Annotated in this window: 15 protein-coding genes; 10 read left to right on the top strand and 5 right to left on the bottom strand. The window is 68.1% G+C overall.

Annotated features, from left to right (window positions below; translation table 11 throughout):
* Positions 1 to 33: 33 nt before the first annotated feature.
* The 3 genes from KU887_RS13990 to dacB form a co-directional block, all read right to left on the bottom strand.
* Complete coding sequence (locus KU887_RS13990) at positions 34 to 1,173, bottom strand: SGNH/GDSL hydrolase family protein (RefSeq protein WP_196432944.1); 1,140 nt, start codon at positions 1,171 to 1,173, stop codon at positions 34 to 36.
* Positions 1,174 to 1,268: 95 nt separating this feature from the next.
* Entirely contained in the window at positions 1,269 to 2,183 is a 915-nt protein-coding gene (locus tag KU887_RS13985) for a sterol desaturase family protein (RefSeq protein ID WP_006497335.1), read from the bottom strand.
* A 332-nt stretch (positions 2,184 to 2,515) separates the two neighbouring features.
* Entirely contained in the window at positions 2,516 to 4,048 is a 1,533-nt protein-coding gene (gene dacB / locus KU887_RS13980) for a D-alanyl-D-alanine carboxypeptidase/D-alanyl-D-alanine-endopeptidase (RefSeq protein ID WP_059720703.1), read from the bottom strand.
* A 187-nt stretch (positions 4,049 to 4,235) separates the two neighbouring features.
* On the opposite strand from dacB, the gene KU887_RS13975 reads away from it, so the two are divergent.
* The 6 genes from KU887_RS13975 (at position 4,236) to KU887_RS13950 (ending at position 9,618) form a co-directional block, all read left to right on the top strand.
* A complete protein-coding gene (locus KU887_RS13975) occupies positions 4,236 to 4,898 on the top strand; it encodes a response regulator (RefSeq protein ID WP_006481728.1) in 663 nt (220 codons plus the stop codon).
* 3 nt (positions 4,899 to 4,901) lie between these two features.
* Positions 4,902 to 6,248, top strand: a complete 1,347-nt coding sequence (locus KU887_RS13970) for an ATP-binding protein (protein WP_006493399.1) — start codon at positions 4,902 to 4,904, stop codon at positions 6,246 to 6,248.
* A gap of 101 nt (positions 6,249 to 6,349) precedes the next feature.
* Complete coding sequence (locus KU887_RS13965; RefSeq protein ID WP_006497333.1) at positions 6,350 to 7,834, top strand: DegQ family serine endoprotease; 1,485 nt, start codon at positions 6,350 to 6,352, stop codon at positions 7,832 to 7,834.
* Positions 7,835 to 7,955: 121 nt separating this feature from the next.
* Positions 7,956 to 8,393: a carboxypeptidase-like regulatory domain-containing protein gene (locus KU887_RS13960; protein ID WP_006490101.1), complete on the top strand. Its 438-nt coding sequence runs from the start codon at positions 7,956 to 7,958 to the stop codon at positions 8,391 to 8,393.
* A 129-nt stretch (positions 8,394 to 8,522) separates the two neighbouring features.
* Complete coding sequence (locus KU887_RS13955) at positions 8,523 to 8,882, top strand: DUF427 domain-containing protein (protein ID WP_006497332.1); 360 nt, start codon at positions 8,523 to 8,525, stop codon at positions 8,880 to 8,882.
* Between the two features lie 28 nt (positions 8,883 to 8,910).
* Complete coding sequence (locus tag KU887_RS13950; RefSeq protein WP_069353157.1) at positions 8,911 to 9,618, top strand: CoxG family protein; 708 nt, start codon at positions 8,911 to 8,913, stop codon at positions 9,616 to 9,618.
* Between the two features lie 51 nt (positions 9,619 to 9,669).
* Here KU887_RS13950 and KU887_RS13945 read toward each other — a convergent pair whose 3' ends face one another.
* Entirely contained in the window at positions 9,670 to 10,677 is a 1,008-nt protein-coding gene (locus KU887_RS13945) for a helix-turn-helix domain-containing protein (protein ID WP_048989254.1), read from the bottom strand.
* Between the two features lie 152 nt (positions 10,678 to 10,829).
* Between KU887_RS13945 and KU887_RS13940 the strand changes: the two genes are divergently transcribed.
* The gene (locus tag KU887_RS13940; RefSeq protein ID WP_006497329.1) at positions 10,830 to 11,507 is read left to right on the top strand and encodes a cysteine hydrolase family protein; all 678 of its coding nucleotides are present in this window, start codon (positions 10,830 to 10,832) and stop codon (positions 11,505 to 11,507) included.
* 37 nt (positions 11,508 to 11,544) lie between these two features.
* Here the strand turns inward: KU887_RS13940 and KU887_RS13935 are convergent, their stop codons facing one another.
* On the bottom strand, positions 11,545 to 12,186 hold the full coding sequence (locus KU887_RS13935) for a TetR family transcriptional regulator (RefSeq protein WP_006486802.1): 642 nt from the start codon (positions 12,184 to 12,186) through the stop codon (positions 11,545 to 11,547).
* Positions 12,187 to 12,586: 400 nt separating this feature from the next.
* Between KU887_RS13935 and KU887_RS13930 the strand changes: the two genes are divergently transcribed.
* The 3 genes from KU887_RS13930 to KU887_RS13920 are packed head-to-tail and all read left to right on the top strand — an operon-like array spanning position 12,587 to position 18,600.
* Positions 12,587 to 13,861 carry an efflux RND transporter periplasmic adaptor subunit gene (locus KU887_RS13930; RefSeq protein ID WP_006497328.1) on the top strand — a complete coding sequence of 425 codons (1,275 nt, stop codon included), beginning with the start codon at positions 12,587 to 12,589 and terminating at the stop codon, positions 13,859 to 13,861.
* Between the two features lie 15 nt (positions 13,862 to 13,876).
* Positions 13,877 to 17,077 (top strand): efflux RND transporter permease BpeB, encoded by a 3,201-nt coding sequence (bpeB, locus tag KU887_RS13925; RefSeq protein WP_006482626.1) that lies wholly within the window; start codon positions 13,877 to 13,879, stop codon positions 17,075 to 17,077.
* On the top strand, positions 17,077 to 18,600 hold the full coding sequence (locus tag KU887_RS13920; protein WP_012492848.1) for an efflux transporter outer membrane subunit: 1,524 nt from the start codon (positions 17,077 to 17,079) through the stop codon (positions 18,598 to 18,600). The genes bpeB and KU887_RS13920 overlap by 1 nt, the downstream gene beginning before the upstream one ends.
* The last annotated feature ends 372 nt before the right edge of the window (positions 18,601 to 18,972 follow it).

Here is an 18,972-nt window from a genome sequence, read left to right as displayed (position 1 = left end):
CAGGCGTTTTCGTTTGGGCGCGTAGTGGGCGGCTTACTTGCCGACGCCGGACTTTGCGATCTGCTGTTCGACGTACTGCGCGAACAGCGCATGCAGGCGCGTCGTCGGGTGGACCGTGTCGGCGAACATGTAGGTCTGGTCCGCGTTCGCGACCGTGTAGGTCTGCGGCGAGCAGAACAGCGACGAGCCGAACGCGGTCGCGTTCGCGACGCCGTACTGCGTGGCGGCCTGGACCATCGCCTTCAGGTTGCATGCGGTGTCGGTGTTCGACACGCTGAAACCGTTCGACTGGTAGTTGGCCGCGATGCCGTCCTGCCACGTGAACGAATCGATCACCGCATATTTCGTCGGGTCGACCTTCAGCGCGGCGAGCGTACCGACGAGCGTCTTGTTGAACAGCCCGGACAGTTGCGTGAACGCGGCCTGCGTGCCGCCTTGCAGCGCGAGCGGCGTGCCGCCGATGTCCGGCACGTTCGCGACGAACACGTGGGTCGCGCCGGCCGCGACGATCTGCTGGACGATCCCGCCGAGCTGCTGCGCGGCCAGGCCGATCGCCTGCGCCGCCGCGAGCTGCGCGGCCGGCGTGTTGCCTTGCGCCTGCGCGACCTGGGCCTGGTAGAAGATGTCGTTCGCACCGCCGTTGATCAGCACGATCTGGCCGGCGTTGAAGCTGCCGTATTGCGACAGGTACTGCTTGACCTGGTCGGCGATCGGCGTGGTCGTCGCCTGCGCGTAGTCGGGATTCGGCACGCTCGCGTCCGCATGGCCGATGCCCGGCTGCAGCGTCACGCGCGAGCCGCCCTGCGCGTAGCCGAGGCCGCCGGTGGCCTGCAGCGGGATGCCGAAGCCGCCCTGGTTGGCGGGCTGCAGCGTGTCGCCGTAGTACTGCGCGACGTTCTGCGTCCATACCTGGCCCGGGTTGGTCGTGAAGCGGCCGCCGCCGAAGCCGAGCTTGATCTGCGAGTAGGTGCCGACGTCGGACAGGCTGTCGCCGAACGACACGATCTGCATCTTCACGCCCGACGGCGGCGTGTTCGACGCACTGCTGTTGTTGTTGTCGTCACCGCCGCCGCATGCGGCGAGCAGCGCGAGCGCGGCGCCGGCGATCGCGACCTGCGCGGTGCGCAGCATGCGCTGCCGGGTGCGGGAAGGTGCGTGTTGTTGTGTCTGCATCGTTCGATCTCCTCGTAGATATGGCCTGATGTGTTGCTCATCTGCCGCGCGCCTGCTCGGTTCCGGGCTGCGCGGCGGCCGTTGGCTGAAACGGTTTATCGATCGCGCGCAGCCGCCAGTGGCACGGTGCGCGGATCCTGGTTCGCGGCCTCGGCAATCTGCGCATGATAAGCGCTCGCCCATTCGGGCGGGCCGAAAATCGCGCGCAGCTTGTTGCGCCATCCGCCGACGCGCAACGCGTCGGACGCCATCGACACCCACTCGTGAAACGTCGCGACGAGCGGGTTGTTCGAGCCGAGCCGCTCGACGATGCCGTACTGCGGCGGATCGTCGGGCGTTTCCTCGACATAGCTGCCGAACAGGCGATCCCAGATCACCAGGACGCCTGCGTAATTGCGGTCGATGTAGCGCGCGTTGCGCGCATGGTGCGCGCGGTGGATCGACGGCGTGTTGAGCACGTATTCGAGCCAGCCGAGCTTGCCGATCGCCTGCGTGTGCACGAAGAACTGGAACGCGAGGTTGATCAGCACGACGCCGACGACCTGTTGCGGCGGAAAGCCGGCGAACGCGAGCGGCAGCCAGAACAGCCACATGCCTGCGACCGGATACATCAGGCTCTGGCGGAACGCGGTCGAGAAATTCATTCGCTCGGACGAGTGGTGCACGACGTGCGCGGCCCACAGCCAGCGCACGCGATGGCTCGCGCGATGGAACACGTAGTAGAGGAAGTCCTGCGCGACGAACAGCACCGCGAACGACAGCCAGCCGTCGTGCCACGTGTAGACGCGATAGTGCCGGTAGCAGTACGCATAGACAGGAATCACGAACAGCCACGCGATCTTGTCGGCGCCCTGGTGCATCAGCGCGAGCGCCGCGTTGCACAGCGTGTCGCGCCACGCGTAGATACGGTCCTGCGCACGGGTGCGGGCGAGGTGCCAGGCCTCCCACGCGATGCAGAGCAGGAAGACGGGCGCCAGCGCGAGCAGAAGCAATTCGACGTCGAATCGCATGGGCGTGTGTCTCCTTCGTTCCCCTGCAAGCCATCAGGCCGGGCGTGTGGCCCGTTGTAGATATCGTCAGGCCAACAGCCTACGCAATCGCTACGCGCTAGGCGAGGGGGCAGCGTAGAGGGTTCCCTCTGAGGACAGGGTTTCTACGGAATCCGTACTGCACGGGGCCGGGCGGTGTGGCCCCGTTTTGAGGATGCGGCGAGCGCGCGAGGCGCCGCGCGACGGTAGCGGCGCGCGTTTCAAACCGCGCGGCGCGAAATTTCGCGGGTGACGCACTGCGGGGCCGCACGGGCCGCCGTGTCACGACGGCCCGCCGCGCGGTGTACGGATCGTCAGTGCGCGCCCGCGTAGATCCATTCGAGCAGCGTGTCGTGCGCGGCGCGCGCGGCTTCCGCGTGATCGTTGTTGATGAAGCTGACGACGATGTAGCTCTGGCCGTCCGAGCCGGCGACGTAGCCGGCGATCGCGCGCACGTCGCGCAGCGTGCCGGTCTTGATGTGCGCGTTGCCGAGCACGCCCGCGTTGGTGAGGCGGTTCTTCATCGTGCCGTCGATGCCCGCGATCGGCAGCGAATCGATGAACGCCTGCGCGACCGGGCTCGCGTTCGCGGCCTGCAGCAGCGCGGCGAGCGACAGCGCGCTCACGTGCTCTTCGCGCGACAGCCCCGAGCCGTTCTCGAGCACGAGGTCGGGCATCGCGATGCCGTTCTTCTGCAGGAACGCCTGGATCGCGCGGCTCGACTGCTCGGGCGTCGCGGGCGGCTTGCCGCTGACCGCGCCGATCGTCAGGAACAGGTTGCGCGCCATCACGTTGTTGCTGAACTTGTTGATGTCGTAGACGATGCTGCCGAGCACCGGGCTGTGATGCACGGCGAGCGGCCGCGCGGTGGTCGGCACCTTGCCTTCGCTCACGGGCCCGGCGATCGTGCCGCCGTCCTGCTGCCACAGCGCGAGGAAGCCGCGCGCGAAGAAGGTCGTGTGATCGAGGATCGCGAGGTTGGTCGTGTGCGCGCCGCAGCGCAGCGGGTAGTCGCCGGCGAACGACGCCGTCATGATTCCGCCGCCGGCCGTCAGCGTCGGGCGCGCGGCCGCGGCGGCCGCGCTGCACGAGCCCGAACCTTCGACGAGCTGGTTGTCGATCGACAAGTCCGCGAGCGGCGGCAACACGTCGACGGCGACCTTGCCGTCGTCGCCCGGCGTGACCGTGAACGACACGGCCTTGAACGCGTACAGCAGCGGATCGGGGCCGACGTTGTACGGCGCGCTGGCATCGTCGTCGAACGACGGCAGGTCGCGCGTCGACGCCGCGAAATAACTCTTGTCGAGCACGAGGCCGCCGGCCACGCGCTTGACGCCGGCCTTGCGCAGCTTGTCGACGAGGTCGATCAGCTCCTCGGGCACGAGCTTCGGATCGCCGGTGCCCTTGATGTACAGGTTGCCCTGCAGCGTGCCGTCCGGGTCGACCGTGCCGTCCGTGTACGCGGTGGTGCGCCAGCGGTAGTCGGGGCCGAGGATCGACAGGCCCGAGAAGGTCGTCACGAGCTTCATCGTCGAGGCCGGCAGCATCGGCCGGCTCGCATTCCACGCGATCAGCGGCTGCGGATCGCCGACGCGCTCGACCACCACGCTCATCGCCGACGCCGGCACCTTCGCACGCTGCAGCGCGACGAGCACGGAGGCCGGCAGGCCGGCCGCGCGTGCGGCCGGCGACACGACGGCGGTCTTGCGTGCTTCCTTGTGGGATTTCTTGCGGGCCTGGGCGGACGGCGCGAACGCGAGGGCCGTGCAGGTGGCGACGACGGCGGCCGCGCGCAGGCAGACGCGGGCGCGGGGGGCGAACCGGGCGGAAAGATCGGAAATCGGCATGGGCGAATACGGGAAAAGCAGGGGGCTCGGGCAGGACGCGCGGGGGCGCCGAAGCGCACATTGTAGAGACAAGTCGGGGCAGGCCCCTTGCAATCCGCCTTACTGTTGCATTGCACGGTGCCGCGCACCCGATTCGCGGCGCTACAATGGTCGCCGTGTTTGACTCGCCCCATGGATGCGTGGCCCGATGCGGATTCTGCTTGTCGAAGATGATCGAATGATTGCCGAGGGCGTGCGCAAGGCGCTGCGCTCGGACGGCTTTGCGGTCGACTGGGTGCAGGACGGCGACGCCGCGCTGACGGCGCTCGGCGGCGAGACGTACGATCTGCTGCTGCTCGATCTCGGCCTGCCGAAGCGCGACGGCATCGACGTGCTGCGCACGCTGCGCGGGCGCGGGCTCGCGCTGCCGGTGCTGATCGTCACCGCGCGCGACGCCGTCGCCGATCGCGTGAAGGGGCTCGACGCGGGCGCCGACGATTACCTCGTCAAGCCGTTCGATCTCGACGAGCTGGGCGCACGGATGCGCGCGCTGATCCGCCGTCAAGCGGGGCGCAGCGAGTCGCTGATCCGCCACGGCGCGCTGACGCTCGATCCCGCGTCGCACCAGGTGACGCTCGACGGCGCGCCCGTCGCGCTGTCCGCGCGCGAGTTCGCGCTGCTCGAGGCGCTGCTCGCGCGGCCGGGCGCGGTGCTGTCGAAGAGCCAGCTCGAGGAGAAGATGTACGGCTGGGGCGAGGAGATCGGCAGCAACACGGTCGAGGTCTACATCCACGCGCTGCGCAAGAAGCTCGGTTCGGACCTGATCCGCAACGTGCGCGGGCTCGGCTACATGGTCGTCAAGGAAAGCTGACGCGTGCGGTCGATTCGTCATCAACTGCTGATCTGGCTGCTCGCGATCGTCGTCGCGGGCGTGGGCGCCGCGGGCTGGCTCATCTACCGGCAGGCGCTCGCCGAGGCGAACGAGCTGTTCGACTACCAGTTGCAGGAAATCGCCGCGGCGCTGCCGTCGGAGCCGTTCTCGCAGGTGTTCGGCTCGCGCACCAACGGCGACGAAGGCATCGTGATCCAGATCTGGAATCGCAACGGCGTGCTGATGTACTTCTCGCATCCGCGTGCGCCGATCGCGCCGCGCGCGGAGCTCGGCTTCTCGACCGAACGCACCGATCGCGGCGAATGGCGCGTGTACGGCGCGATCGTCGGCGACAACGTCGTGCAGCTCGCGCAGCCGCTGTCGGTGCGCAACCGGCTCGCGGCGAACGTCGCGCTGCGCACGCTGTGGCCGCTGATCGTGCTGCTGCCGTTCCTCGGCGCGGCCGCGTGGGGGATCGTCGGGCGCGGGCTCGCGCCGCTTGGCCGCGTGACGCGCGCGGTCGAGGCGCGCCGGCCGGAAGCGCTCGATCCGCTGCCCGACGCGCGCCTGCCGCTCGAGGTGCAGCCGCTCGTGCGGGCGCTGAACGGGCTGCTCGCGCGCCTGTCGGCGGCGCTCGACACGCAGAAGGCGTTCGTCGCCGACGCCGCGCACGAATTGCGCACGCCGCTCGCGGCCGTGCAGATCCAGGCGCAGCTCGTCGCGCGCGCGAAGGACGATGCGTCGCGCCGCGAGGCGATCGCGGATCTCCAGGACGGCGTGTCGCGCGCGACGCGGCTCACCGAGCAACTGCTCGCGCTCGCGCGCGCCGAGCCGGACGGCGCGACGATGCGCGAGCCGGTCGACCTGCAGGCGCTGCTCGCCGAATGCGTGGCCGCGCATGCGCCGCTCGCGCAGCGGCGCGACATCGATCTCGGCTTCGAGGAAACGCGCGCGGCGAGCGTCGTCGCGGACGTCGGCGCGCTGCGCGTGATGTTCGGCAACCTGCTCGACAACGCGGTGAAATACACGCCGGACGGCGGCCGCATCGACGTATCGCTGACGCGCGACGCGGCCGGCCGCGCCTGCGTGCAGATCGGCGACAGCGGGCCGGGCATTCCGGCCGACGAGCGCGAGCGCGTGTTCGACCGCTTCTATCGCGACAGCACGGCGCGGGCACGCACCGACGTGTCGGGCAGCGGGCTCGGGCTCGCGATCGTCAAGCGCGTGGCGGCGCAGCAGGGCGCGACGGTGTCGCTCGGCGATGCGGCCGCGGGCGGCCTGCTCGTCAGCGTCGTGTTCCGCGATGCCGAGATGCCGGCCCCGGCTTCGCAGCCGTCCGAAACCGTCTGAAGGGGCGGCGCGGGCAGCCGCTTAAGCCCCGCTTAAGGCTGATTAAGCCTCCTTTAAGTCAGGGTCGTTACGCTGCGTCCTAACAAAGAGGAGGTCCTACGATGAACACCCGATTCCTTGCGCGCGGCGCCGTCGCGGTCGCCGTGGCGGCCGCCCTGTCGGCCGGCTATTTCGCCGGCACCCGCCGCGCCGATCCGCAGATCATCACGCCCGCGCAGGCGGCCGCATTGATGCCGGCCGAAGCTGCCGCCAAGACCGGCATTCCCGATTTCTCCGGGCTCGTCGAGACCTACGGCCCGGCGGTCGTGAACATCAGCGCGAAGCACGTCGTGAAGCAGGTGGCGCGGCGCGCGCCGCAGCCGCAACTGCCGATCGATCCGAGCGACCCGTTCTACCAGTTCTTCAAGCACTTCTACGGCCAGGTGCCGGGCATGGGCGGCGACGCGCAGCCGGACGACCAGCCGAGTGCCAGCCTCGGGTCGGGCTTCATCGTCAGTTCCGACGGGTACATCCTCACCAATGCGCACGTGATCGACGGCGCGAACGTCGTCACGGTCAAGCTGACCGACAAGCGCGAATACAAGGCGAAGGTCGTCGGCTCCGACAAGCAGTCCGACGTCGCCGTGCTGAAGATCGACGCGAGCGGCCTGCCGACCGTGAAGATCGGCGATCCGGCGCAGAGCAAGGTCGGTCAGTGGGTCGTCGCGATCGGCTCGCCGTACGGCTTCGACAACACGGTCACGTCGGGCATCATCAGCGCGAAGTCGCGCGCGCTGCCGGACGAGAACTACACGCCGTTCATCCAGACCGACGTGCCGGTGAACCCCGGCAACTCGGGCGGCCCGCTGTTCAACCTGCAGGGCGAGGTGATCGGCATCAACTCGATGATCTACTCGCAGACGGGCGGCTTCCAGGGCCTGTCGTTCGCGATCCCGATCAACGAGGCGATCAAGGTGAAGGACGAGCTCGTGAAGACGGGCCACGTGAGCCGCGGCCGGCTCGGCGTGGCCGTGCAGGGGCTGAACCAGACGCTCGCGAGCTCGTTCGGGCTGCAGAAGCCGGACGGCGCGCTCGTCAGCTCGGTCGACGCCAACGGTCCGGCCGCGAAGGCCGGCCTGCAGCCGGGCGACGTGATCCTGTCGGTCAACGGTTCGCCGGTCGCCGATTCGACGTCGCTGCCCGCGCAGATCGCGAACCTGAAGCCGGGTTCGAAGGCCGACCTGCAGATCTGGCGCGACAAGTCGAAGAAGTCGATCACCGTGACGCTCGGCGCGATGGCCGACGCGAAGCTCGCATCGAACGACGGCGGGCCGGTCGAACAGGGCCGCCTGGGTGTCGCGGTGCGGCCGCTGTCGCCGCAGGAACGCAGCGCCGACAACCTCTCGCACGGGCTGATCGTGCAGCAGGCCGGCGGGCCGGCCGCCAACGCGGGCATCCAGCCCGGCGACGTGATCCTCGCGGTGAACGGCCGTCCGGTCACGAGCCCCGAGCAGTTGCGCGACGCGGTGAAGGGCGCGGGCAACAGTCTTGCTCTGCTGATCCAGCGCGATAATGCACAGATCTTCGTGCCGGTCGACCTGAGCTGACCGGCAACGGCCGACGGCCGGCCTGGCCGGCCGTGGCGGGCGCCGCCGCCGCCGCCGCCGCTCGATCGAACGAACGCGTGACGCCGCGCCCCGTATGTGTTCCGACCCCAAGGAGAGAGCCATGCAATATCTACGCAACGTGTCCCGATTTGCCGTCGCCGCGGCGCTGACCGCCGGCCTCGCAGCCGGTGCGACCGGCGCGTACGCGCAGTCGGACGGCTTGCCCGCCGCGCGCCAGCAAGGCGATGTCACCTTCGTGTCCGGCGGTGTCGGGCAGGACGAATCGACGGCGTTCCAGCGCAACGAGTCGCAGTGGCCGCTGGCGCTGCGCTTCACCGGCAAGGGCGGCGAGTTCCTGGCCGACGTCCATGTCCGGATCGTCGACGGCAAGGGCGCCGAAGTGCTGAAAACCGACACGCGCGGGCCGTACATGCTCGTGAAGGTGCCGCCGGGGCGCTATACGGTGCACGCGTCGTACCAGGGCAGCGACGAATCGCGCGCCGTCACGGTCGGCGCGAAGGGCGGCGCGAAAGCCGCGTTCCAGTGGAGTGCGCAGTAGCCCGTCGCGCGCGGCCGGGCTCCCGGTCGCGCAATCGGACGAAGTTTCGCCCATAATGAAAGCCACGGCATGCGTGCCGTGGCTTTTTCGTTTCCTGCCCCCGGCCTGACGCCGCCCGAAGGAGAAACGATGTCCGATGCAGCCGACCCCCGACTCGAAATCGTGCCGAACCGTCATCGCGTGCGCGTGATTCATCGCGGCATCACCTATGCCGATTCGCACGGCGCGCTGACCGTGCGCGAGGCGGGGCTCCCGGACATTCATTACCTGCCGCGCGGCGACGTCAACATGCGCCGGCTCGTGAAATCGGGCGTCACGTCGGCCTGCCCGTTCAGGGGGCAAGCCGTGCATTTCGACTTGCAGACGGAAGACGGCGTGATCGAGAACGCCGCATGGAGTTACGAAGAACCGAAGGAGGCGGCGGCCGTGCTCGCGCACTACGTCGCCTTCGATGTCGCACGGGTCGACAGTCTCGTCGAGACGTCCTGATGCGGCGCGCGTTCATCGGGGAGGCGTCATGGAACTGAACGACACGTTACGCGTACCGCTCGCGCCGCCTGTCGTGCGGGATGCGCTGGAGGATCTCGCGCTGCTGCGGGCGAGCTTCGACCATTGCGAATCGTTCGTGAAACTCGCGCACGGCGAGTTCGCGCTGACGATCACGGTGCCGCTTGGCCCGCTGCGCGCCCGCTACGACGTGCGCGCGCATGCGGCCGCCGAGCAGGGCGACGCCGAAGGTCGGCCGCGCCGGGTGCTCAACTTCAAGGCGCGGGCCGACGGCCTCGGCGCGCTGCGCGGCCAGGTCGAACTGGTGCTGACGCCGGATGACGATGCGAACGCCACGCGGATCGAATACGTGGTCTGGGCGACGGCGAGCGGGCCGCTCGCGGAGTTGCCGGCGCGGCAGATCGACAATGCGCTGCGCGAATGGACCGACACGTTCTTTCGCGAGTTCTGCGCGGTCGTGCAGGTGAAGCACGGTCTCGCGCCGAATCGCGCGCGCCCCCCGGCGCAGCGCCGCCAGCATGTCTTCCTGCGGCCGGCGTCGCTGGTGGCCGCGACGAAGCGTTCGCTGCCGCCGCACCTCGGCGGCGCGCTGAGCGGGCGGGCGGCGAGCGCGCTTCCGCATCGCGATTCGGGCACCGTGCCCGTATGGGCCTGGGCGGCGATGATCGTGTTCGTCGCGTTGCTGCTTTACGCGGCGCGCTGGATCAACGGCGGCTGAGCGGCTGCCCGGTTCCGCTTCGAGGCCTGCCCGCCACGCGAGCGGCCGGCGTCACTGTCCCGCGTCGGCACGGGCTCCGGCGCCGCGAAATTCCCTTCGATACGCAGACGGCGACGTGCCGAGCGCGCCCGCGAAATGCTGGCGCAGCGACACGCTCGAGCCGTAGCCGGCCGCCTGCGCGATCGCGTCGATCGACTGCCCGGTGGTTTCGAGCAGATGCTGCGCACGCGCAAGCCGTTCGGCCTGCAGCCACGCGGTGACGGTCGTGCCCGTCGCCTGGCGGAAGTGGCGCGTGAACGTGCGGCGGCTCATCAGCACGCGTTCGGCGAGCGAATCGACGCTGTGCGCGGCGTCGAGATGCGCGCGCACCCAGTCGAGCAGGCCCGCGAGCCGTGCATCGCGCGGGTGCGCGGCGACCGGCTGCGGCACGTATTGGGCCTGTCCGCCCTGGCGGTGCGGCGGGATCACGAGGCGGCGCGCGATCCGGTTCGCGGCGTCCGAGCCGAAGCGCCGCCGCACGACGTGCAGGCAGCAGTCGAGGCCGGCGGCCGTGCCGGCCGACGTCATCAGGTTGCCGTCGTCCACGTAGAGCACGTCGGGATCGAGTTTCACGCGCGGAAAGCGTTGGGCGAAATCGTCGGCCCACGCCCAGTGCGTGGTGGCCGGACGGCCGTCGAGCAGGCCGGCCGCGGCGAGCACGTAGGCACCGAGGCACAGGCCCACGAGCTCCGCGCCGCGCGCGGCGACCGCGCGGACCGCATCGAGCAGCGCGTCGGGCGGCGCTTCGTCCGGGTCGCGCCAGGACGGCACGATGACGATGTCCGCGTCGTCGAGCGCGTCGAGCCCGTACGGTGCGGTGATCGTGAAGCCGCCCGTCGTCGCGAGCGGGCCGCGCTCGGCCGAGCAGACGCGGAACTCGAACGCGGGCGACGCGGCCGCATCACGTTCCTTGCCGAACACGACCGATGGCACGGACAGGTGGAACGGACTGATGCCGTCGTACGCGATCACGGCGACGATGGTCGGAACGGACGGGGCGGGCGACGCGGCGGCGAGCATGGCGGATTCCGGAAAGGCGATGGCCCGATTTTATCGAAGAATGGCTATCGGGCCACTATCGGCATACGCGCTGCGGTCCGACAATGCATCCCATCGCACTGCTGGCCGCCCTGCTCCGGGGCGGGGCAGCGCCTCCCGACCAGGAGTCCGCCATGCTTGCCGCCGCGTCGCCCGCCGTCCCGCAATCCGCTTCCCGTCCCGCTGCCCGCCGCGCACTGATCGTGATCGACGTGCAGAACGAATACGTGACGGGCAACCTGCCGATCGAATATCCGCCGCTCGACGTGTCGCTCGCGAACATCGGCCGGGCGATCGACGCCGCGCACGCGGCCGGCGTGCCGGTGATCGTGGTTCAGCACGTCGCGCCGGCCGGTGCGCCGATCTTCGCGCCCGGTACCGACGGCGTCGCGCTGCACACGGTGGTCACCAGCCGCCCGTACGCGCACCTGATCGAGAAGGCGCAAGCGAGCTCGTTCGCCGGCACCGATCTCGCCGCGTGGCTCGACGCGCACGGAATCGACACGCTCGCGGTGACCGGCTACATGACGCACAACTGCAATGCGTCGACGGTCTATCACGCGGCGCATGCGGGGCTGAAGGTCGAATACCTGAACGACGCGACGGGCGCGCTGCCTTACGAGAACGAAGCGGGGGCGGTGAGCGCCGAAGAGATTCACCGCACGTACGCGGTGGTGTTCCAGTCGAATTTCGCGGCGGTGATGTCGACCGACGCGTGGATCGCGGGGCTCGCTGGCGCACCGATGCCGGCGCGCGATTCGGTCGCCGCGTCGAACCGGCGGGCCCGCGCGCGGCGCGCGAAGGCGGCCTGACCCGGCACGGCGACGCGGCGCGCGATGCGCCGTGCCGTCAGTCGCGGTCCTTCAGCATCGCCGGGCTGTAGCGCAGCATGTCGAAACAGCCGTCGACGAGCTTTTCCGCATGCTGCTCGGCGTCGATCTCGTCGGGCAGCATCAGCATGTCGCGCACGAAGCCGCTGACCAGTGTGTGCAGCATCAGCGTCGCGCGCCACGTGTCGAGCCGCTCGGGCAGCAGCTTGAGCCCCACGGCCACCGCGAGATCGGCGTCGATCATGTGCAGCGCCTCGCTCATCCCCGCGCGGTTGCGCTGCAGCAGCGGCTCCATGTCCGCGACGTACTCGCACTTCATGAACAGGATGCTGAACACGCGGCGCAGCTGCGGGTCGCGCTGCACGCCGAGCAGGCACCAGATCAGGATCTGGCGCACCTTCTCCAGCGGATTGCCGCCCGGCGCGTCGAGCGGCATCCGTTTCAACTCGTCGATCGGCAGGAACACGCGGTCGAACATCGCATCGAACAGTTCGCTCTTGTTCGCGAAATGCCAGTAGATCGCGCCGCGCGTCACGCCGGCGTGCTGCGCGATGTCCGCGAGCGACGTGTGCGACACGCCTTTCTCGAAGAACACGTGTTCGGCGGCGTCGAGAATGCGATTGCGCGTCTCGAGCGCCTCCTCCTTGGTACGTCTGACCATGTGCAGGCCTGATTGGATCGATCGTAGGTGAATATAGGGTCCGCAACCCCTCGTCGCCGTCACGCAGACGGGCTATGCTTGCTGCTGGTAACAATCTGTAAGACTGGACAGCGGGCGGAGTACAAACGGGCTTTTTACATACATTCGTGAATGTATATACAATACCACCCTACGATCGAATGACCCAAGTGGCAATCAGTTAATATCCCACTCTGCTGATTCCCGCCCTAGTACCAGTCCGCAGTTCGCGGCATCCCCGTCGGCACGGAGGTCTCGTGCCGACGTGCTGTATCTGGCAGTCCAGTAATTCAGGTGTTCGATCTGCGCCGCGAGGCGCATCCGTGTTGCGCTCCGGTCGGGCGTGGCACTTATTCCATTGGTTATACACAGAGGTCGCTCCATGCGCGTCGAACGGGTTCCATACCGCTTAATCACTGTCGCGACGGCCGCCGTTTTCCTGGCCGCGTGCGGGAAAAAAGAATCGGCACCGCCGCCGCAAACGCCGGAAGTCGGCGTCGTCACCGTCCAGCCGCAATCCGTACCGGTCTTCACCGACCTGCCGGGCCGCACCAGTGCATTCCTCGTCGCGCAGGTGCGCGCGCGGGTCGACGGCATCGTGCTGCGTCGTGAATTCACCGAGGGCACCGACGTCAAGGCCGGCCAGCGTCTCTACAAGATCGATCCGGCGCCGTACATCGCGGCCCTGAACAGCGCGAAGGCGACGCTCGCGAAGGCGCAGGCGAACCTCGTCACGCAGAACGCGCTGGTCGCGCGCTACAAGGTGCTGGTCGCCGCGAACGCGGTCAGCAAGCAGGACTACGACAACGCGGTCGCCACGCAAGGGCAGGCCGCGGCGGACGTCGCGGCCGGCAAGGCGGCGGTCGACACCGCGCAGATCAACCTCGGCTACACGGATGTCGTGTCGCCGATCACCGGCCGCGTCGGCATCTCGCAAGTGACGCCGGGCGCCTACGTGCAGGCGAGCCAGGCGACGCTGATGTCGACCGTGCAGCAGCTCGATCCGGTGTACGTCGACCTCACGCAGTCGAGCCTCGAAGGGCTGAAGCTGCGTCAGGACGTGCAGAGCGGCCGTCTGAAGACGACCGGTCCGGGCGCGGCGAAGGTGTCGTTGATTCTCGAAGACGGCAAGACCTATTCGGAGCCGGGCAAGCTGCAGTTCTCGGACGTGACGGTCGACCAGACCACCGGCTCGGTGACGATCCGCGCGGTGTTCCCGAACCCGAATCGCGTGCTGCTGCCGGGCATGTTCGTGCGTGCACGGATCGAGGAAGGCGTGAACGAGAACGCGTTCCTGGTGCCGCAGATCGGCGTCACGCACGACCAGAAGGGCCAGGCGATCGCGATGGTGGTGAACGCCAGCAACAAGGTCGAGCCGCGTCCGCTGAAGACCACCGGCATGCAGGGCCAGAACTGGGTCGTCGAAGGCGGTCTGCAGGCGGGCGATCACGTGATCGTGCAAGGCGTCGACAAGGTGCGCCCGGGCGCGACCGTGAAGACGGTCCCCGCGCAGCTCGCCCCGGCGGCCGATGCCGCTTCGGGCGCTGCTGCCCCCGCCGCGCCGGCCGCTGCCGGGTCCGGCGCCGCTGCCGCTTCCGGTGCCGCCGCATCGGGCGCCGCGCCGGCGAGTGCTGCCGCTGCTTCGAGCGCGAAATAACAGGGAGCCTGTTTCATGGCAAAGTTTTTTATCGATCGCCCGATCTTCGCGTGGGTGATCGCCATCATCCTGATGCTGGCCGGGGTTGCGGCGATCTTCACGCTGCCGATCTCGCAGTATCCGACGATCGCGCCGCCATCGATCCAGATCACCGCGAACTACCCGGGCGCTTCCGCGAAGACGGTGGAAGACACGGTGACGCAGGTGATCGAGCAGCAGATGAGCGGTCTCGACAACTTCCTGTACATGTCGTCGACGAGTGACGACTCGGGCAACGCAACGATCACGCTGACCTTCGCGCCGGGCACCAACGCCGACATCGCGCAGGTCCAGGTGCAGAACAAGCTGTCGCTCGCGACGCCGGTTCTGCCGCAGGTCGTGCAGCAGCTCGGTCTGTCGGTCACGAAGTCGAGCAGCAGCTTCCTGCTGGTGCTCGCCTTCAACTCCGAAGACGGCAGCATGAACAAGTACGACCTCGCGAACTTCGTGGCGTCGCACGTGAAGGATCCGATCAGCCGGCTGAACGGCGTCGGTACCGTCACGCTGTTCGGCTCGCAGTACGCGATGCGGATCTGGCTCGACCCGAACCGCCTGACCAACTACGGCCTCACGCCGGTCGACGTCAGTTCGGCGATCACCGCGCAGAACGTGCAGATCGCGGGCGGCCAGATCGGCGGCACGCCGGCCACGCCGGGCACCGTGCTGCAGGCGACGATCACCGAATCGACGCTGCTGCAGACGCCCGAGCAGTTCGGCAACATCCTGCTGAAGGTCAACCAGGACGGCTCGCAGGTTCGCCTGAAGGACGTCGCGCAGATCGGCCTCGGCGGCGAAAACTACAACTTCGACACGAAGTACAACGGTCAGCCGACCGCGGCACTCGGTATCCAGCTCGCGACCAACGCGAACGCGCTCGCGACCGCGAAGGCCGTGCGCGCGAAGATCGACGAGCTCGCACCGTTCTTCCCGCACGGCCTCGTCGTGAAGTATCCGTACGACACGACGCCGTTCGTGAAGCTGTCGATCGAGGAAGTGGTCAAGACGCTGCTCGAAGGTATCGTGCTCGTGTTCCTCGTGATGTATCTGTTCCTGCAGAACCTGCGGGCGACGATCATCCCGACGATCGCGGTGCCGGTCGTGCTGCTCGGTACGTTCGCGATCATGTCGATGGTCGGCTTCTCGATCAACACGCTGTCGATGTTCGGCCTCGTGCTCGCGATCGGCCTGCTGGTCGACGATGCGATCGTGGTGGTCGAGAACGTCGAGCGCGTGATGGCGGAAGAGGGGCTGTCACCGAAGGAAGCGACCCGCAAGGCGATGGGCCAGATCACCGGCGCACTCGTCGGCGTGGCGCTCGTGCTGTCGGCGGTGTTCGTGCCGGTGGCGTTCTCCGGCGGCTCGGTCGGCGCGATCTATCGTCAGTTCTCGCTGACGATCGTGTCGGCGATGGTGCTGTCGGTGCTGGTCGCGTTGATTCTGACGCCGGCGCTGTGCGCGACGATCCTCAAGCCGATCCCGCAAGGGCATCACGAAGAGAAGAAGGGCTTCTTCGGCTGGTTCAACCGCACGTTCAACAACAGCCGCGACAAGTACCACGTCGGCGTGCACCACGTGATCAAGCGCTCGGGCCGCTGGCTCATCATCTATCTGGTCGTGATCGTCGCGGTCGGGCTGCTGTTCGTGCGCCTGCCGAAGTCGTTCCTGCCCGATGAAGACCAGGGCCTGATGTTCGTGATCGTGCAGACGCCGTCGGGCTCGACGCAGGAAACGACCGCGAAGACGCTCGCGAACATTTCCGACTACCTGTTGAAGGACGAGAAGGAAATCGTCGAATCGGCGTTCACGGTCAACGGCTTCAGCTTCGCGGGTCGCGGCCAGAACTCGGGTCTCGTGTTCGTCCGCCTGAAGGACTACTCGCAGCGTCAGCATGCGAACCAGAAGGTGCAGGCGCTGATCGGCCGGATGTTCGGGCGCTACGGGAGCTACAAGGACGCGCTCGTGATCCCGTTCAACCCGCCGTCGATTCCTGAGCTCGGTACGGCTGCCGGCTTCGACTTCGAGCTGACGGACAACGCCGGTCTCGGCCACGACGCGCTGATGGCCGCACGTAACCAGCTGCTCGGGATGGCATCGAAGGACCCGACGCTGCAGGGTGTGCGTCCGAACGGCCTGAACGATACGCCGCAGTACAAGGTGAACATCGACCGCGAGAAGGCGAATGCGCTCGGCGTGACGGCGGATGCGATCGACCAGACGTTCTCGATCGCGTGGGCGTCGAAGTACGTGAACAACTTCCTCGACACCGACGGCCGGATCAAGAAGGTGTACGTGCAGGCCGATGCGCCGTTCCGGATGACGCCGGAAGACATGAACATCTGGTACGTGCGCAACGGGTCGGGCGGGATGGTGCCGTTCAGCGCGTTCGCGACCGGTCACTGGACGTACGGTTCGCCGAAGCTCGAGCGCTACAACGGTGTGTCGGCGATGGAAATCCAGGGTCAGGCCGCACCGGGCAAGTCGACCGGTCAGGCGATGGCCGCGATGGAAACGCTCGCGAAGAAGCTGCCGGTCGGTATCGGCTATTCGTGGACGGGCCTGTCGTTCCAGGAAATCCAGTCCGGTTCGCAGGCGCCGATCCTGTACGCGATCTCGATCCTCGTCGTGTTCCTGTGTCTCGCGGCGCTGTATGAAAGCTGGTCGATCCCGTTCTCGGTGATCATGGTCGTGCCGCTCGGCGTGATCGGTGCGCTGCTCGCGGCCACGATGCGCGGCCTCGAGAACGACGTGTTCTTCCAGGTCGGCCTGCTGACCACCGTGGGCCTGTCCGCGAAGAACGCGATCCTGATCGTCGAGTTCGCGCGCGAACTGCAGCAGACGGAGAAGATGGGGCCGATCGAGGCCGCGCTGGAAGCGGCGCGCCTGCGGCTGCGTCCGATCCTGATGACGTCGCTCGCGTTCATTCTCGGCGTGATGCCGCTCGCGATCAGCAACGGCGCGGGTTCGGCCAGCCAGCACGCGATCGGTACGGGCGTGATCGGCGGGATGATCACGGCGACGTTCCTCGCGATCTTCATGATCCCGATGTTCTTCGTGAAGATCCGCGCGATCTTCAGCGGCGAGAAGGAAGACGTCGACGAGGCGCTGCGCCTGGCTCAGGAGCACTCGCACCACGAAGAGAAGCCGGGCAACGGCGACGAAGGCAACAAGGGACAGTGATGATGCAAAAACACGCTTTGACTGCAATCGCAGTCGCGCTCTTTGCCACGGGCTGCACGATGGCGCCGCATTACAAGCGGCCCGACGCACCCGTCGCGCAGGCGTACCCGGCCAGCGGCGTCTACGCGACGCAGCCGGGCGCGGCCGGCGCGCGCAGCGCGAATGGCCAGGCGGCGACTGCCATCGGCTGGCGCGAGTTCTTCGTCGATCCGCGCCTGCAGCGGCTGATCGAGATCGCGCTGAAAAACAACCGCGACCTGCGCGTGTCGGTGCTCAATATCGAGGCCGCGCGTGCGCAGTACCAGATCACGCGTGCGGGGCTGTTTCCGACGCTCGACGGTACGGGTACGGGCAACCGTCAGCGTTTGCCGAATTCGCTGACGGCCGTGCCGGGCCGGAACATCACGACGACCTACAACGTCGGGCTGTCCGCGTCATGGGAACTCGACCTGTTCGGCCGCGTGCAGAGCCTGAAGGACCAGGCGCTCGCGCAATACCTGTCGACGTCGTACGCGCGGCAGGCGTCCGAGATCTCGCTGGTGTCGCAGGTCGCGGATCAATACCTGACGCTGCTGTCGACCGATGATCTGCTGAAGGTCACGGAGGACACGCTGAAGACCGCGCAGGCATCGTACGACCTGACCAAGCTGCAGTTCGACAACGGCACGGGCTCCGAGCTCGAGCTGCGTCAGGCGCAGACGGTGGTCGAGACGGCGCTCGCGAACCAGCAGGCGCAGGCGCGAGCCCGCGCGCAGGCGCTGAACGCGCTGGTGCTGCTGATCGGCGAGCCGCTGCCGGACGATCTGCCGGCGGGCATGCCGCTCGATGCGCAGAACCTGCTGACGGACGTGCCGGCCGGGTTGCCGTCGGACCTGCTGACGCGTCGTCCTGACGTGATGCAGGCCGAGCAGACGCTGCTGGCCGCGAATGCGAACATCGGCGCGGCGCGCGCGGCGTTCTTCCCGAAGATTTCGCTGACGGGCGCGTTCGGCACCGCGAGCCCGACGCTGGGCGGCCTGTTCAAGGCCGGCACGGCGGCGTGGTCGTTCGCGCCGAGCATCGCGCTGCCGATCTTCGAAGGCGGGCAGAACATCGCGAACCTCGATCTCGCGAACGTGCAGAAGCGCATCGAGATCGCGAACTACGAGAAGGCGATCCAGTCGGCGTTCCGCGAAGTGTCGGATGGTCTGGCCGCACGCGGCACGTACGACCAGCAGATCGCGGCGCTCGAGCGCAACGAGCACGCGCAACAGCGACGCTTCGATCTGTCGGACCTGCGCTACAAGAACGGTGTCGACAGCTACCTGTCGGTGCTGACCGCGCAGACGGATCTGTACGCCGCGCAGCAGTCGCTGATCAGCGCACGTCTGGCACGCTGGACGAACCTGGTCGACCTGTACCGCGCCCTGGGCGGCGGCTGGATCCAGCGCGCCGGCGAGACGCCGCGCGCGCCGGATGCGCCGGTCGATTACGACAAGGCGGCTGCACCGGCGCCCGCGTCGGCAACTGCGACGAACGGGTAAGCACCGAGAAGGCAGGCGCGGGTTATCGCGCTTGCGCTTCGAAGCGGCTGTATGCGGAAGCGAGAACGCCACGGACGAAGGTCCGTGGCGTTTTCTTTTGCGCTGCCGGATCGGGCGGGGGACGGGCGCTGTCGTCGTGACGATGCGTGCGCGGCGTTCCGCTGGTGCCGATCACGCCGACCGCACCAACCGCGTCACGCCTGGCGGTCAGTCGGCATTCCGCGTCATGCGCCGGCGATCCATCTGCTCGCGCGAAGCGCGTTCACCCCCGCATCACGCGTGGTCCCGCACCCCCAAAACAAAACGCCACGGCATGCCGTGGCGTTTCTCGTTACCGCCGTCACCGCTTCGCGCCATCGTCCGGCGCGGCGC

The organism is Burkholderia sp. EMB26, from assembly GCF_024730645.1.
In the GTDB taxonomy this organism is placed as follows: domain Bacteria; phylum Pseudomonadota; class Gammaproteobacteria; order Burkholderiales; family Burkholderiaceae; genus Burkholderia; species Burkholderia cenocepacia.
The sequence above is the reverse complement of the archived record's forward strand: the minus strand, read 5'-3'. Positions and strand labels throughout refer to the sequence as shown.